The sequence below is a fragment of the Bacillus glycinifermentans genome (genome assembly GCF_001042475.2).
In the GTDB taxonomy this organism is placed as follows: domain Bacteria; phylum Bacillota; class Bacilli; order Bacillales; family Bacillaceae; genus Bacillus; species Bacillus glycinifermentans.
In genome coordinates this window covers 98,585-114,851 of sequence record NZ_LECW02000021.1, presented here as the reverse complement: position 1 = coordinate 114,851, position 16,267 = coordinate 98,585, and the positions used below count along the sequence as shown (strand labels likewise).

Below are 16,267 nucleotides of genomic sequence, written 5' to 3'. Positions count from 1 at the left end.
CATATATTTTAGCGGGCGCTCCATCAGCTTTTAACCCGATTGAAACGAAAAGGCTAAAAATCCTGATCAGGAGGCGAAAGATTGAGTAAAATTTATGTGTTAGATACGAATGTGTTATTGCAGGATCCAAATTCAATCTTTTCTTTCGAGGATAATGAGGTTGTCATTCCGGCTGTTGTATTGGAGGAGGTAGATTCTAAAAAACGCTATATGGATGAAATTGGAAGAAATGCGAGGCGCGTATCTAAACTGATAGATGATTTGCGTGAAAAAGGAAGGCTGTATGAAAACGTATGGCTTCAAAATGGAGGGAGCATCAGAATCGAACTCAATCACCGCTCCTTTCATCAGCTTCAGGAAATTTTTGTGGAAAAAACAAACGACAACCGCATTTTAGCCGTTGCGAAAAACTTGAGTCTTGAGGAAGAAACGAAAGAGGACGGGCGTCCCGTCATCCTCGTCAGCAAAGACATGCTCGTCCGCGTCAAAGCCGATGCGATCGGCTTGATGTCAGAGGATTTTCTGCATGACCGGGTTGTTGAAAATGATGATATATACAGCGGTTTTACCGAATTATATATTCATGCCGACCAGATGAACGCTTTTTACGAACGCCATTGTTTGCCTCTTGATGAGATCAGCAGTGAACCGTTTTGCCCGAACCAGTTCATCATCATGAAGGATGCGCTCGGCGGCTCATCATCTGCGGTCGGGATCGTCGATCAGAGTGGAAAAGCCGTCAGAAAACTGATTTTTGATCAGGAGCAGGTTTGGGGTATCCGCTCGAGAAATGTCCAGCAGACGATGGCGCTTGAACTTCTTTTGAGGCGGGATATTCCGCTTGTCACGCTGATCGGAAAGGCCGGCACAGGGAAGACGCTGCTTGCGCTGGCTGCCGGCTTATTGCAGACGGAAGACTTGGGGAACTTTAAAAAGCTGGTCGTCACAAGGCCGATTGTGCCTGTCGGGAAGGATATCGGATATCTGCCCGGGGAAAAAGAAGAAAAGCTCCGCCCGTGGATTCAGCCGATTTTTGATAACCTGGAATATTTATTCAACGCGAAAAAGCCCGGGGAGCTTGACGATATTTTAGCCGGGATGGGTTCCATTCAGGTCGAAGCTCTCACATATATACGGGGCCGAAGCATTCCCGATCAATTTATTATCATCGACGAGGCGCAAAATCTGACCAAGCACGAAGTCAAAACGCTCCTTACACGCGTCGGAGAGGGCAGTAAAATCGTCTTGATGGGGGACACCGAACAAATCGACCATCCGTATTTGGATGCGATGAACAACGGCTTGGCCTACGTCGTGGAGCGCTTTAAAGATCAGAAAATTTCCGGAAACGTTAAGCTTTTAAAAGGGGAGCGCTCAGGGCTTGCAAGGCTGGCCGCCGATCTCTTGTAAAGAAAAAACCTGGACGGAATCCAGGTTTTTTCTTAGAATGCGCTAGATCATAGGCTTATTGAACATGAATTTCTTTTACGTTTTTGATCGGGTTTGTCCGGTTTGAGCCGTCTGCGAAATAAACATGGACGGGCCCGTCTTCTGTCAGCGGCTTTCCGTTTTTGCTGAAGCAGAGAAGGATGCCGCCGGCTTCCCCGATCGGAACTGAGAAATCTCCTGCTTCTGTTTTAAAAATGCAAAAAGCGGCAGTCTCAGACACTTCCGCGTTGTGTAAAAACGGTTCGAGCTTGATCGCGAATGTCCCGTCAAGCAATTTTTCCCGTTCGTATTTCTTCTCTGATTTTAGAGTCGGGGGCGATACGGCGCCTTCCCTGATGATGCGCTCACGATCGATGTCAAGGTACTCCTGCTCCTGTTCCGCCTCTTTTGAAAAAAAACGGTCCAGTTCGAATTTTCGGTCGTCAAAAATCCAGACGCTCGGATCAAGCGTAATCGCGTATTTCACATTTCCTGTAATCGTTATGATCTCCATTGTTTCTCACCACTCCCTCACAGAGATTATAAGCGCTTTCTTTCGGATTGTCACTTCTCATAACGCGGGCTTTCTCAGGGAAAGATAAAAGAAACTCATGCTTTGGATGGAGGGAAGAGACGTGAATTGCCGGCATAATGACGAGCTCGAACATTTTGTCACGGAAGCGAAAAAAGTAACCGTAAAAGGAAAGGTAGCCTCATACATACCGGCTTTAGCGGAGCAGTCAGGGGATGATTTGTCGGTTGCGGTCTATTATACGGATGGGACGTGCCTTTCGGCGGGGGATGTGAAAGAAGTCTTTACGCTTCAAAGCATTTCAAAGGTGCTGGCGCTGGCGCTCGTTTTGATGGAACACGGACCTGAAAAAGTGTTTCATTTTGTAGGGAAAGAACCGACGGGCGACCCGTTTAATTCGATCATCAAGCTCGAAACCGTTAATCCTGGCAAGCCGCTGAACCCGATGATCAATGCCGGCGCACTTGTCGTAACCAGCATGATGAAAGGGTCGACATCTTCTGAAAGAATCGGCAGGCTCTTGGAGTTTGTCAGGGCGCTTGCAAACAATCGGAGCATCTCTGTTTGCAAAAAGGTCGCGGAATCGGAATTTCAAACGTCAATGGTCAACAGGGCGATGTGTTATTACATGAAAGAGCACGGGATTTTTCAGGCGGAAGTAGAGGACGTTATGGATCTGTATACGAAACAATGCGCCATTGAGATGAACAGCCTTGACTTGGCGAAGATCGGCTGTGTGTTTGCCTTAAACGGCAAACACCCCGAAACAGGGGAACAGCTCATTCCGAAAGATATAGCGAGAATTTGCAAAACGTTTATGGTGACCTGCGGCATGTACAATGCAAGCGGTGAATTTGCGATTAAAATCGGAATCCCGGCAAAAAGCGGCGTCTCCGGCGGAATCATGGGGCTTGTTCCGTACAGCTTCGGAATCGGCATTTTCGGCCCTGCTCTGGATGAAAAAGGAAACAGTATCGCCGGAATCCGCCTGCTCGAGCTTTTGTCCGAAAATTACAGCCTAAGCATTTTTTAAGATCCAAAATGATCCCGAGATGCGCCGAAGGGGCAGAAATAGCTTGCAATTTTATAGGTTAGGCTTTATTATAAATAGAAGAATTAGGTACTCGCCTGGGGAACGGAGGGATACTTTTGGCGTCTGAGATTGTAGTCAATCATCGTGAAAAAGCACTTGCTCTTTTAAAACGTGATGCTGATAAAATTTTGAAGCTGATTCAAGTGCAAATGGACAACTTAACGATGCCTCAATGTCCTCTTTATGAAGAGGTTTTAGATACACAAATGTTCGGACTTTCAAGGGAAATTGACTTTGCTGTCCGCCTTGGATTGGTAGAGGAACAAGAAGGAAAAGAACTGCTTTACAGGCTTGAGCGAGAATTGTCTGCATTGCATGAAGCCTTTACAAAAAAATAAACGGATAGCTAAAGGGGATGCTTCTTTAGTCTGAGTCAGCTTGTCGACGACGTGTCTGTAAGTACAGATGGCCGGCAGGCTTTTTTTATTAGGAATAAACGAAGATGCCCGTTCTGCCGATAAAAAACAGACCGGGATATCGAAGGTTTATAAAAGGGTATCTTTCGTTCTTTTAAAGAAAGTGTAGTAAAATAACGAAAGATCATATCAAATTTTAAGGGCAAAAGTAAGGAAGAGGATAATATGATAAAAAGAGTACTCAAATCGTATGATTATTCACTAATCTTCGCTGTATTTCTCCTGTGCGGGTTCGGACTCGTGATGGTGTACAGCTCAAGCATGATCACGGCGGTGACAAGGTACAATAAAGACAGCTCCTATTTTTTTGACAAGCAGCTCACGTTCCTGGTGTTCGGAACGATCGTCTTTTTATTCACGGCGCTTTTTCCGTACAAGGCATTCGCCGATCAAAAATTCCAAAAAATATTGCTGCTTACTTCCGTCATCGCCCTGGTCGCCCTGTTTGCAGTCGGTCATGTAGCGGGAAACGCCCAAAGCTGGTACAAGTTGGGGAGCTTAAGCATTCAGCCGGGAGAATTCGTCAAGCTGACGATCATCTTGTATCTTTCTTCCGTGTATGCCAAAAAACAAAGCTACATCGACAACTTGGGAGCGGGAATCGCCCCTCCGGCGCTGATTACGCTCATCATCTGCGCATTGGTAGCCGCTCAGCCCGATGTTGGGACAGCGACGATCATCGGTTTGATTGCGTTGTGCATTATTCTGTGTTCCGGATTCAGCGGGAAGACGCTGCTGAAGCTTCTGATGCTGGCGGGCATTGTTCTTTTGCTTGTCAGTCCCCTGATTTTGCTGAATTTGGACAACATCTTAACCCCGGGGCGGCTGAGCCGGTTTGAAAGCTACCAAAACCCGTTTGAGGATGCTCAAAAATCGGGATTTCAGGTCGTCAATTCATACCTTGCGCTCGGTTCCGGAGGGCTTTTTGGCCTCGGACTCGGAGAAAGCGTCCAGAAGTACGGCTATCTGCCTGAATCGCACACCGATTTCATCATGGCGATCATCGCCGAAGAGCTCGGTATATTCGGCGTTTTATTTGTCGTGCTGCTGCTCGGCTTCATCGTTTTAAAAGGTTTTTATATTGCGAGAAAATGCGATGACCCGTTTGGGAGCCTTTTAGCGATCGGGATATCAAGCATGATTGCGATCCAGTCGTTCATCAACCTGGGAGGCATCTCGGGCCTGATTCCTTTGACAGGCGTCACGCTTCCGTTCGTCAGCTATGGAGGCTCATCGCTCATATTGCTTATGGCATGCGCCGGGATACTGGTGAATATCAGCATGTTCAATGAATATTTTGACAGATACAAGCGAAAAGAGTCTGTTGATACTACAAAAAATAAAGAAAATCAATATAAAAAAAGTATAAATTTTTAAAAAAGTAATCGTGTACAAGCCTCATTTGATTCATTTAGAATAGATACATATGAAAACAGCGGATGAGGAGGAGCGACATGTCACAACAGCCTATACAAAAAATACTTGTTGCAAACAGGGGGGAAATCGCAATTCGGGTGTTTCGCGCCTGTACAGAACTGAATATTCACACGGTGGCGATTTACTCAAAAGAAGACAGCGGATCCTATCACAGATACAAGGCTGATGAAGCGTATTTGGTCGGCGAAGGGAAAAAGCCGATCGATGCTTATCTGGATATTGAAGGCATCATCGAAATCGCCAAGCGAAACCACGTAGATGCGATACATCCGGGTTACGGATTTTTATCGGAGAATATCCAGTTTGCCAAGCGCTGTGAAGAGGAAGGCATCATTTTTATCGGTCCGACCTCAAAGCACCTCGATATGTTCGGGGATAAAGTCAAAGCCCGTGAACAAGCGGAAAAGGCGGGCATTCCGGTTATTCCGGGAAGCGACGGCCCTGTCGCAAGCGTCGAAGACGTCAAGCGTTTTGCTGAACAATTCGGATATCCGTTTATCATCAAAGCATCCCTTGGCGGGGGAGGCCGCGGTATGCGGATCGTCAGAAACGAGTCCGAATTGGAGGAGTCTTATAACCGGGCGAAGTCAGAAGCGAAAGCCGCTTTTGGGAATGATGAAGTTTATGTTGAAAAGCTGATCGAAAAGCCGAAGCATATTGAGGTTCAGGTGATCGGGGACAAGGAAGGAAATGTAGTGCACCTCTATGACCGCGACTGCTCCATACAGAGGCGCCATCAAAAGGTCATCGAAATCGCACCGAGCGTTTCGCTTTCCGATTCCCTGAGGGAAAAAATCTGTGACGCCGCCGTTGCGCTCGCGAAAAACGTTGATTACGTCAATGCGGGGACGGTCGAATTTTTAGTCGCAAACGACGAATTTTTCTTTATTGAAGTCAATCCGCGCGTTCAAGTTGAACACACCATCACGGAGATGGTGACGGGCGTTGATATCGTTCAGACGCAGATTTTGATCGCCGGCGGGCTGAGCCTGAAGAGCAAAGAGGTGAACATCCCGGATCAGGATGCGATCACTTTGCACGGCTATGCGATTCAGTCGAGGGTGACGACAGAGGACCCGTCAAACAACTTTATGCCTGATACCGGAAAGATTATGGCATACCGGTCAGGCGGCGGATTCGGCGTTCGCCTTGATACGGGGAACAGCTTCCAGGGAGCGGTGATTACGCCTTACTACGATTCTCTGCTCGTCAAGCTGTCGACCTGGGCGCTGACGTTTGAGCAGGCTGCCGCGAAAATGGTTCGAAACCTTCAGGAATTCCGGATTAGAGGAATTAAAACGAACATTCCTTTTCTTGAAAATGTGGCGAAACACGAAAAGTTCCTGACAGGGCAATACGATACATCATTTATCGATACGACGCCTGAGCTCTTTGTATTTCCTAAACAAAAAGACCGCGGCACAAAGATGCTGACCTATATCGGAAACGTAACGGTTAACGGGTTCCCAGGCATCGACAAAAAGGGAAAACCCGAGTTTGACAAGCCGCGAATTGTCAAAACAGACGTTGATCAGCCGCTTGCAAACGGCACGAAACAGATCCTTGACGAACAGGGAGCCGACGGGCTGGTCAAGTGGGTGAAAGAGCAGGAATCGGTGCTTTTGACCGATACAACGTTCCGAGACGCCCATCAGTCACTGCTCGCGACGAGGGTCAGAACCCACGACCTGAAGAAGATCGCTAACCCGACGGCTGCGCTCTGGCCGGAGCTGTTCAGCCTCGAAATGTGGGGCGGGGCCACATTTGACGTGGCATACCGCTTCCTGAAAGAAGATCCGTGGAAACGGCTCGAGGAACTGCGGGAAGAAATTCCGAACACAATGTTCCAAATGCTGTTAAGGTCGTCAAATGCGGTCGGTTATAAGAACTATCCGGACAATCTGATCCGGAAGTTTGTCAGTGAATCGGCAGCAGCCGGGATCGACGTGTTCCGTATTTTTGACAGCCTGAACTGGGTGAAAGGCATGACGCTTGCGATCGATGCCGTCCGCGAATCCGGAAAACTCGCCGAGGCGGCGATCTGCTATACCGGGGACATTCTTGATCCGGCAAGAACGAAGTACAACCTCGAGTATTACACATCGATGGCTAAGGAACTCGAAGCGGCCGGTGCCCACATTCTCGGCATTAAAGATATGGCCGGTTTGTTAAAGCCTCAGGCAGCCTATGAATTGGTGTCTGCGCTGAAAGAGACGGTTGATATTCCGATTCATTTGCATACGCATGATACGAGCGGAAACGGCATTTACATGTATGCAAAGGCGATCGAAGCCGGCATCGACATCGTAGACGTGGCCGTCAGCTCCATGTCGGGATTGACGTCACAGCCGAGCGCAAGCTCTCTATATCACGCGCTTGAAGGCCATAAACGCCGTCCTCAGCTAAATGTCGATGCGGTTGAATCGTTGTCCCAATATTGGGAATCCGTCAGAAAATATTACAGTGAGTTTGAGAGCGGAATGAATGCGCCTCATACCGAAATCTATCACCACGAAATGCCTGGCGGACAATACAGCAATCTTCAGCAGCAGGCCAAAGGCGTCGGCCTCGGCGAACGCTGGAACGAAGTAAAAGCGATGTACAGGCGGGTCAACGATCTGTTCGGAGATATCGTAAAGGTTACGCCGTCTTCCAAAGTAGTTGGAGATATGGCGCTTTACATGGTACAGAATAAACTGACTGAAGAAGATATTTACGAAAGGGGAGAATCCCTTGACTTCCCTGATTCGGTCGTTGAAATGTTTAAAGGATATATCGGCCAGCCTCACGGCGGGTTCCCGGAAAAGCTCCAAAAGCTCATTTTAAAAGGACAGGAGCCGATTACCGTCCGTCCTGGAGAACTGCTTGAACCGGTCTCCTTTGATGGGATAAAGGCGGAATTTTTGGAAAAACACGATGTTGAGCTTTCTGATCAGGATGCCGTTGCCTACGCGCTCTATCCGAAAGTGTTTACAGAATATGTTCAAACCGCTGAGCTTTACGGAAATATTTCCGTTTTGGACACGCCGACCTTCTTCTACGGCATGACGCTCGGTGAAGAGATTGAAGTCGAGATCGAAAGAGGAAAAACGCTGATCGTGAAGCTGGTCTCCATCGGTGAGCCTCGCTCTGATGCGACGCGGGTCGTCTACTTTGAGCTGAACGGACAGCCTCGTGAAGTGGTCATCAAAGATGAGAGCATCAAATCATCCGTTCACCAGAAAGTAAAGGCGGACCGTTCTAATCCGAATCATATCGCGGCATCGATGCCGGGAACGGTGATCAAGCTCTTGGTCAGCAAGGGAGATCAAGTCAATAAAGGCGACCATTTGATGATCAATGAAGCGATGAAAATGGAAACGACCGTCCAGGCTCCGTTTTCGGGCACAATCGAAAACATTCATGTCGTAAACGGGGAAGCAATTCAAACCGGAGACCTTCTCATCGAAATGAAGAAATAAACAAAACAGGCTGCCGATAAAAATCGGCAGCCTGTTTTGCACAGTTCAAAAGCCCCCGCTTCATGATGCAGGGGCTTTTGCCGTCTGTTTTTAATGTTTTGTTTTGGCTTGATGACGATAACGGGATACGAGCAGCAAGAAGTAGCAGAGAACCCCGAACAAGCATGAAATAAAGAATGCGTGAGCAAGAGCCAGGCTTAGCTGCAGGCGGGTCAGAACGACCAAAATTCCTGATACGGCCTGAAGGATGATCAATATAACCGAAATCATCCAGCCCCAATAAATCCGCTTCCGGTTTTTATAATGTCTTGCTGCGTGAACAGCCGCTATGATGATCCAGGCGAACAGAAGAAAGGCTGCCGCTCTGTGGCCCATCTGCACCCATTCGTGGAACTGCGACGGCGCCCAGCCTTTCACCCTGCTGCACATCGGAAAGTCCAGGCAGGCGAGGCTTGATTCTGTATGCCGGACATAGGCTCCCGTATAAACAACGATATACGTGTATACGGCGATTCCCGTCATATGAAACCGCATCGTTTTTCCTATATGAAAAGACTCAGACTTTTCATTGCTGTCGGCTTCGAATATGAGAAGCGTCAGCAGAAGAACCGAAGCGAAGGAAATGAGTGAAATCCCAAAATGCAGAGCCATAATTAAAGCCGATGAGCCGAAGACGACAGCTGCTGCCCCGAGAAGCGCCTGGAGAATCAGAAAGATGACCGACATCACCGCAAGGAATTTCGTTTCCCTGATATGGCCGATTTTTTTCCAGCTCCATATCGCAAGCGCCAGCACGAGAATGCCGGAGGTTCCGCTCACAAATCTGTGGCTCCATTCGATAATCGATTCCAATGTCAGCTCAGGGAATATGCTTCCGTGACAGAGCGGCCACGATCTGCCGCAGCCCATTCCGGAACCGGTCTTCGTGACCAGAGCCCCGCCGATCAGCACGAAGAGCATGGCGATAGTCGTAATAATTCCCAGCCATTTTAATGCTTTATTCATAAATTCAATTCCCCTTTTAATCCAAACTGCCTGATAAAAATAATTTTTATCCACTCTCAAGTTTAAGCGAATTTATGTTCTGCTGCAATTCATAATGATTATTGTTCACAAAAATGCAATACAAACCGTTCACATTTTTCTTGAATTTGAAGACTTGATTATTCCGGTCCGGTTTGATAGAACTATATTTGAATAGCGGAGATTTCTTCGCTCTCGTTCACAATTTTTCCTTCATCTGTAATGAAAGTCATAAAAAGTTCACAAATATAAACCGGTTTGTCGATTAATATCTAATAGGATGTTTTTTTCCATCCGGTAATCTTGTATGATAGAGTTGTAGGTTTTTTATGAATATACGGCTTCTCTTGACGTGATGAAGGTTTGAGTAAGGGGGGTTAACGTTATTGGCTAATTCAAGAATTACAGCTGATACAGCAATGAATGGACAAATAGAAGAAACAACGGCATGGAAGGATTTCCTCGCCCTGATCAAAGTCGGGATTGTATACTCAAACCTGATAACAACATTTACAGGCATGTGGCTTGCCTTTTATTTATCAAATCAGAGCTTTCTTGGAAATCTGGATATCGTGCTGTTCACATTGGCAGGGTCGTCGCTCATCATAGCGGGGGCTTGCGTCATCAACAACTACTATGACCGCGATATCGACCGGCTCATGCAGCGGACGAAAACGAGGCCGACTGTAACCGGCAAAATCCAGCCCTCCCAGGCATTGTGGTTTGGCATTTTGCTGATTGCGTTCGGTTTTATCATGCTTCTGATGACAACCGTTATGGCCGCTGTCGTCGGATTCGTCGGCGTCTTTACGTACGTTTTTCTCTACACGATGTGGTCAAAGCGCCGCTATACAATCAATACGATTATCGGCAGTATTTCCGGGGCCGTTCCTCCGCTGATCGGCTGGACTGCTGTCGAAGGATCGATCGGCGTTGTGGCGTGGGTTCTGTTTTTAATCATGTTTATTTGGCAGATTCCTCACTTTCTGGCGCTTGCCATCAAGAAGACGGAGGAGTACAGAGCTGCGGACATTCCGATGCTGCCGGTTGTCCACGGATTTGAAGTGACGAAAAGGCAGATTATCATCTGGACCGCCTGCTTAATGCCGCTGCCGTTTTTCCTCGGCGGACTCGGCATGCCGATCGTCGTCCTCGGGACGGTATTGAACATCGGCTGGCTCGTCTGCGGTCTTTTAGGCTTCAGAAGCAAAGATATCATGAAGTGGGCAACGCTTATGTTTGTATATTCATTAAATTACTTGACCATTTTCTTTGTGGCAATGGTCGTTCTTACGCTATTTAAGATTGGATAAAAACTCTATATTCATCACATTGAAGGCTGTCACCTAAACACGGAAACAGACAACAATCTTGTAAAAGCCGCCTTAGACGATTACTCGATCATCTGATATGGGCGGCTTTACGTTCATACATAGATGGTATTTTGAGTAAAAATGATCATTATTTAAGAAAAGAGGAAATGTAAGTGCTTTACTGGGGATGGGAGTCAGATGGGTGAATGGGTGTTCTATAAAGATGGAGTAGTGAAAGTTTCAAAAGGATTCATTGAAAAGGGGTTGGGGTGAAATGTTAAAGAAATGGCGTCTGATTTCGCTGTTCACTATTTTGACGCTCGTTTTAGCAGGATGCGGAGAGCCGTTTTTATCAACGCTGAAACCCGCGGGAGAAGTGGCTGATCAGCAGTATTTCCTGATGATTCTCAGCACGCTGATCATGGTGGTCGTCGTCATCGTAGTGAGCTTCATTTTCATCTTTGTCATCGTGAAATACAGAAGGTCCCGTCTCGGCGAAGACCACATGCCGAAACAGATTGAGGGAAATCGCAATTTAGAAATTTTATGGACTGTTATTCCGATTATTCTTTTGCTTGTACTGGTCGTTCCCGTCGTCGCGCAAACCTTCAGCCAGGCGGATACGAAGCCGATGGATAAGAAGAACAGAGACCCTGAAAAAACGCTTGTCGTCAATGTCAGGGCAAATCTTTACTGGTGGGAATTCGAGTATCCTGATTACGGCGTCGTGACGAGCCAGGAGCTGGTCGTGCCGACGGATGAACGCGTTTATTTTAAACTGAAGGCTTCAGACGTGAAACATTCCTTCTGGGTGCCTTCCGCCGGCGGTAAGATGGATACGAACACAGACAATGACAACAAATTCTTTCTGACATTCGATTCAAAGAAGGCTGAACAGGCGGGCGAATATTTTTACGGCAAATGCGCCGAGCTTTGCGGTCCATCCCACGCGTTAATGGATTTTAAAGTTAAGGCGCTTTCAAAGGCTGAGTTCAAACAGTGGATGAAGAACATGGAAAACGAAAAAGCAAAGCCGAAAACAGACCTCGCTGTTGAAGGGGAGAAGGTTTTCAAAGAAAAAAACTGCCTGAGCTGCCATGCGACCGATTCGAAGGATCAGAGGGCGGAAGCGGCCAGAACGGCGCCGAACCTCGCGACTTTTGGGGAAAGGTCGAAAATAGCGGGCGTCAAAGACTTCAATGACGAGAACCTGAGAGCGTGGCTCAAGGATCCTGAGAGCATTAAACCGGGGAATAAAATGACGGGAACATACCCGGCTTTAAACGATAAGGAGCTCGATGCACTGACCGAATACTTAAAGGGGCTAAAAACACAAGATTAACGCTTCAAAGGGAGAAGAGGGAGGTTACATTGTGAGTACGCTTAGAAAAAAGCAAGGTTTTGGGGCTGTGTTATGGGACTATTTAACGACTGTCGATCATAAAAAAATAGCCGTGCTTTATTTAGTGGCCGGGGGATTCTTCTTTGTGCTCGGCGGAATTGAAGCGATGATGATCAGAATTCAGCTGATGTTTCCGCAAAACGACTTCGTCAGCGCCGGCGTCTACAATGAAATTATGACGATGCACGGTACGACGATGATCTTCCTGGCGGCCATGCCGCTGTTGTTCGCCTTGATGAATGCGGTCGTCCCGCTTCAAATCGGGGCGAGGGATGTCGCGTTTCCATTTTTGAATTCACTCGGATTTTGGCTGTTCCTGTTCGGCGGCATCTTTTTGAACTTAAGCTGGTTTTTGGGAGGGGCGCCTGACGCCGGCTGGACGTCGTATGCTTCATTGTCCCTTCATTCAGAAGGGCACGGAATCGATTTCTTTGTGCTCGGTCTGCAAATCTCCGGGATCGGCACGCTGATTGCGGGCATCAACTTCATCGCTACGATCATCACCATGAGGGCGCCGGGGATGACCTACATGAGACTCCCGCTTTTTACGTGGACGACGTTCGTCTCTTCCTCCCTCATACTGTTTGCGTTTCCTCCGTTAACGGTCGGAATCGCGCTCTTAATGTTTGACCGCCTGTTCGGCACGAGCTTTTTCAACCCTGAATTAGGCGGAAATACGGTAATCTGGGAGCACCTGTTCTGGATTTTCGGCCACCCTGAAGTGTATATTCTCGTCCTTCCGGCATTCGGAATTTTTTCCGAAATTATTCCGGTTTTTTCGAGAAAAAGGCTTTTCGGTTATTCGTCAATGGTATTTGCGACAGTATTGATCGGATTTTTAGGCTTCATGGTATGGGCTCACCACATGTTTACAACCGGGCTCGGTCCCGTTGCAAACGCCATTTTTGCGGTGGCGACGATGGCCATCGCGGTTCCGACGGGGATCAAAGTATTCAACTGGCTGCTGACGATCTGGGGCGGCAGCATCAAGTTTACGACGCCGATGCTTTATGCGGTATCATTTATTCCGTCTTTCGTCCTCGGCGGGGTGACCGGGGTTATGCTTGCCGCCGCGCCTGCCGACTACCAGTTCCATGACACGTACTTTGTCGTCGCCCATTTCCATTACGTCATCATAGGCGGAGTCGTGTTCGCTATCTTAGCCGGAGCTCATTACTGGTGGCCGAAAATGTTCGGGAAAATGCTCTATGAATCTTTAGGGAAGATTACGTTCGTGCTCTTTTTCATCGGCTTCCATCTGACGTTTTTTATTCAGCACTGGCTCGGGCTGTGGGGAATGCCGAGACGCGTGTTCACATTTTTGCCGAATCAGGGGTTTGAAACGGCGAACATGGTCAGTACGATTGGAGCATTTTTGATGGCTGTGGCCGTCATCATTCTGGTGATTAATATCATCGCAACGACAGTGAAAGGGGAAAAAGCCGGCAGCGATCCGTGGCTTGACGGAAGAACGCTGGAATGGGCCGTTTCGTCCCCGCCGCCTGAATATAACTTTAAACAGCTGCCTTTGGTCAGGGGACTTGATGCATTATGGATCGAGAAAAGGGCAGGAAAACGGTCATTAACGGCTGCGGAGCCGCTGCAGGATGTCCACATGCCGAACGGTTCCATTCTTCCTTTCTTTATTTCTTTCGGCCTTTTTGTATCGGCATTCGGCTTTATGTACCGTTCGGAGTTTGCCTGGGGCTTGCCTGTCATCCTGATCGGACTCGGGATCACATTCTTTTCGATGCTCCTTCGTTCGGTTATTGATGATCACGGCTACCACATTCATAAGGAAGATCTGATGGATGACGATGACAAAGGGGTGAAGGCATAATGCACACAGAAGAGAAATTAACGGCTGAAACCTTCCCGGCTAATCCTGAAAAGGCAACCTTAGAAGGAAAAAACAAGTTTATCGGATTTTGGCTGTTTCTTGGAGGAGAGACGGTTCTGTTTGCGTCTCTCTTCGCAACCTTTATCGCGCTGAGGGACTCTACAGCAGGAGGGCCGAAAACGAGCGAAATGTTTGACCTCGGCCTTGTGTTTCTTGCGACGATGCTTCTGTTGACGAGCAGCTTAACAAGCGTGTATGCGATGCATCACATGAAGAATTTTGCCTTTAAAAAAATGCAGATTTGGCTCGGGATCACCGTTTTGCTGGGCGCAGGCTTTCTTGCGCTTGAGATTTATGAGTTTACACATTACATTCATGAGTATAAATTCAGCATTACGAGCTCCGCTCTCGGCTCTGCTTTTTATACGCTTGTCGGCACGCACGGAGCCCACGTAACCTTCGGGCTTCTCTGGATTCTTGCACTGATAATCCGGAATATGAAACGGGGATTGAACCTGTACAACGCTCCGAAATTTTATGTAGCGAGCCTTTATTGGCACTTTATCGACGTTGTCTGGGTGTTTATCTTTACCGTTGTATATTTAATGGGGATGGTGGGATAACATGGTCAATAACGAAAACAGAGGGAACCCCAAAACAGATCTCGTGTACCGCAGAAAGAAAAATGCGGAGGATATGAGATATCAGGTGATTTCATTCGGCTTGATGATCGGTTTGACCGTTGTCGCATTTTTAGCGGTGGCCGCTGATGTCGGGGTGTGGTTTACGGTTCCGTTCATTCTTCTGCTTGCGATCATTCAGGTTGCGTTTCAGCTGTATTATTTTATGCACATGAGCCAGCGGGGGCATGAAGCGCCTTCCTTGTTTCTCTACGCAGGGATTTTGGTCGCTTTCGTCACCGTCTTAGCGTTTATGACCTTGATCTGGTGGTAAAGAAAGGAGGATGCTCACATGGGCACCCTTGAGATATTCGGCTTTCGCGCCCTTTGGAGCCCCTATTTCCTAGGGGCCGTCCTTTTCCTGATCGCTCTTTATTTTGTGCTGATCAGACGTTTTGGTTCTGAAGACGAACGGGCTTCACGGAAAGAAATCATCCTGTTTTTGTCGGGCATGGTTCTTTTATATGTTTCCAAGGGAAGTCCGCTCGACTTGCTAGGCCATATTATGTTCAGCGCGCATATGGCACAGATGGCGATTTTATACTTGGTTGTGCCGCCGCTTCTCATCCTTGGAGTACCGGCCTGGTTTTGGAAAAAAGCGATTTTTCGTCCGCTTGTAAAGCCCTTGTTTCAGTTTTGTTCCAAGCCATTAATAGCGATCATCGTTTTTAACGGTTTATTTTCGATGTACCATATTCCGCTCGTGTTTGATTTTATTAAAACAAACGCCGTTTATCACGCGGCTGTTACCGTTTTGATCTTTATCGCCGCATTTTTCATGTGGTGGCCGCTTATTCACCGGGTGAAAGAACTGCCGCACATGAACGGCCTCTTGAAAATGGGCTACATCATGGCTGACGGCATATTGCTGACGCCTGCCTGCGCATTGATTATGTTTAGCGGTACGGCCCTGTATTCGACGTATTCGGATCCTTCGGCATGGGCGGAAGCAATGAAGCTGTGTGTTCCGCTTGACATGCTGAGCGGCATGACGCTCACAGGACCGGAGATGTTCAGCAGCATGCCGGTCATTGAAGACCAGCAGCTGGGAGCGATCATTATGAAGATCATCCAGGAAATTGTGTATGGAACATTTTTAGCGATCGTCTTTTTCAGCTGGGCTAAAAAGGAGAGGGCCAAAGATGAACTGGAGGAGCCTTATTCTCCGTCAACGGTTCATTGAAACGAAAAAGGGTACAGCCGGGTTGGGCTGTACCTTTTTATGTAAGCTTAAACGTTGAGAGCGGATACTTTTTCTTTTATTTTTTTTAAAACGTTATCGCTCGTTTGCAGCAATTGCTTTGGAAAATACTCTTCTTCACCATACTCGACACCGTGCGGGTAATAATATTTTCCTAAAAGCGGTGTCAGCAGTTTGATGACTGCTCGCCTTGCGCCGACATCGCCTTCGACTGTATATCCGAAAACGCGCAAGTAGTATCTTCCCTCCACCATGTCAAACTTGCGGTCATAGGTGACTCGTTCATAATCCCATTGTCCAGCCCTGACGAATCCTTCTTCTTTCATGATATCGTCAAGCCGGTTAAGGTCAGCGGTAAGCCCTTCAATACCGGATTCTTCAAATTTCATCCCTTAAAGCCCCCTTTTTAAAAAATTACCTTTACTGACAATCATAGTATGA

The 16,267-nt window shown here is 47.5% G+C and carries 14 protein-coding genes; 11 read left to right on the top strand and 3 right to left on the bottom strand.

Going from position 1 to position 16,267, the window contains the following annotated elements; translation table 11 throughout:
• Nucleotides 1-81: 81 nt before the first annotated feature.
• Entirely contained in the window at nucleotides 82-1,410 is a 1,329-nt protein-coding gene (locus tag AB447_RS13240; protein WP_048353086.1) for a PhoH family protein, read from the top strand.
• A gap of 55 nt (nucleotides 1,411-1,465) precedes the next feature.
• On the opposite strand, the gene AB447_RS13235 is transcribed toward AB447_RS13240, so the two are convergent.
• A complete protein-coding gene (locus AB447_RS13235) occupies nucleotides 1,466-1,942 on the bottom strand; it encodes a hypothetical protein (protein ID WP_057957602.1) in 477 nt (158 codons plus the stop codon).
• A gap of 121 nt (nucleotides 1,943-2,063) precedes the next feature.
• Between AB447_RS13235 and glsA the strand changes: the two genes are divergently transcribed.
• From glsA to pyc, 4 genes are all read left to right on the top strand, one after another.
• Nucleotides 2,064-2,993, top strand: a complete 930-nt coding sequence (glsA, locus tag AB447_RS13230; protein ID WP_048353087.1) for a glutaminase A — start codon at nucleotides 2,064-2,066, stop codon at nucleotides 2,991-2,993.
• A gap of 116 nt (nucleotides 2,994-3,109) precedes the next feature.
• A complete protein-coding gene (locus AB447_RS13225) occupies nucleotides 3,110-3,391 on the top strand; it encodes an Fpa/YlaN family protein (protein WP_048353088.1) in 282 nt (93 codons plus the stop codon).
• Nucleotides 3,392-3,634: 243 nt separating this feature from the next.
• A complete protein-coding gene (gene ftsW, locus AB447_RS13220; protein WP_048406298.1) occupies nucleotides 3,635-4,846 on the top strand; it encodes a putative lipid II flippase FtsW in 1,212 nt (403 codons plus the stop codon).
• A 77-nt stretch (nucleotides 4,847-4,923) separates the two neighbouring features.
• Nucleotides 4,924-8,367 carry a pyruvate carboxylase gene (pyc, locus tag AB447_RS13215; protein ID WP_048353089.1) on the top strand — a complete coding sequence of 1,148 codons (3,444 nt, stop codon included), beginning with the start codon at nucleotides 4,924-4,926 and terminating at the stop codon, nucleotides 8,365-8,367.
• A gap of 90 nt (nucleotides 8,368-8,457) precedes the next feature.
• Here pyc and AB447_RS13210 read toward each other — a convergent pair whose 3' ends face one another.
• Nucleotides 8,458-9,372, bottom strand: coding sequence for a COX15/CtaA family protein (locus AB447_RS13210; protein ID WP_048353090.1), 915 nt, complete (start codon nucleotides 9,370-9,372; stop codon nucleotides 8,458-8,460).
• 404 nt (nucleotides 9,373-9,776) lie between these two features.
• Between AB447_RS13210 and cyoE the strand changes: the two genes are divergently transcribed.
• From cyoE to ctaG, 6 genes are all read left to right on the top strand, one after another.
• Nucleotides 9,777-10,703 (top strand): heme o synthase, encoded by a 927-nt coding sequence (gene cyoE, locus AB447_RS13205; RefSeq protein ID WP_048353091.1) that lies wholly within the window; start codon nucleotides 9,777-9,779, stop codon nucleotides 10,701-10,703.
• 274 nt (nucleotides 10,704-10,977) lie between these two features.
• A complete protein-coding gene (coxB, locus tag AB447_RS13200) occupies nucleotides 10,978-12,045 on the top strand; it encodes a cytochrome c oxidase subunit II (RefSeq protein WP_048407070.1) in 1,068 nt (355 codons plus the stop codon).
• Between the two features lie 31 nt (nucleotides 12,046-12,076).
• Entirely contained in the window at nucleotides 12,077-13,945 is a 1,869-nt protein-coding gene (gene ctaD, locus AB447_RS13195; protein ID WP_082142533.1) for a cytochrome c oxidase subunit I, read from the top strand.
• Nucleotides 13,945-14,568, top strand: coding sequence for a cytochrome c oxidase subunit III (ctaE, locus tag AB447_RS13190; RefSeq protein WP_048353093.1), 624 nt, complete (start codon nucleotides 13,945-13,947; stop codon nucleotides 14,566-14,568). The genes ctaD and ctaE overlap by 1 nt, the downstream gene beginning before the upstream one ends.
• Nucleotide 14,569: 1 nt before the next feature.
• Nucleotides 14,570-14,899 carry a cytochrome c oxidase subunit IVB gene (ctaF, locus tag AB447_RS13185; RefSeq protein ID WP_048353094.1) on the top strand — a complete coding sequence of 110 codons (330 nt, stop codon included), beginning with the start codon at nucleotides 14,570-14,572 and terminating at the stop codon, nucleotides 14,897-14,899.
• 18 nt (nucleotides 14,900-14,917) lie between these two features.
• Nucleotides 14,918-15,808, top strand: a complete 891-nt coding sequence (ctaG, locus tag AB447_RS13180) for a cytochrome c oxidase assembly factor CtaG (RefSeq protein WP_048353095.1) — start codon at nucleotides 14,918-14,920, stop codon at nucleotides 15,806-15,808.
• Between the two features lie 47 nt (nucleotides 15,809-15,855).
• Here the strand turns inward: ctaG and AB447_RS13175 are convergent, their stop codons facing one another.
• Entirely contained in the window at nucleotides 15,856-16,215 is a 360-nt protein-coding gene (locus AB447_RS13175; protein WP_048353096.1) for a YugN family protein, read from the bottom strand.
• Nucleotides 16,216-16,267: the final 52 nt, after the last annotated feature.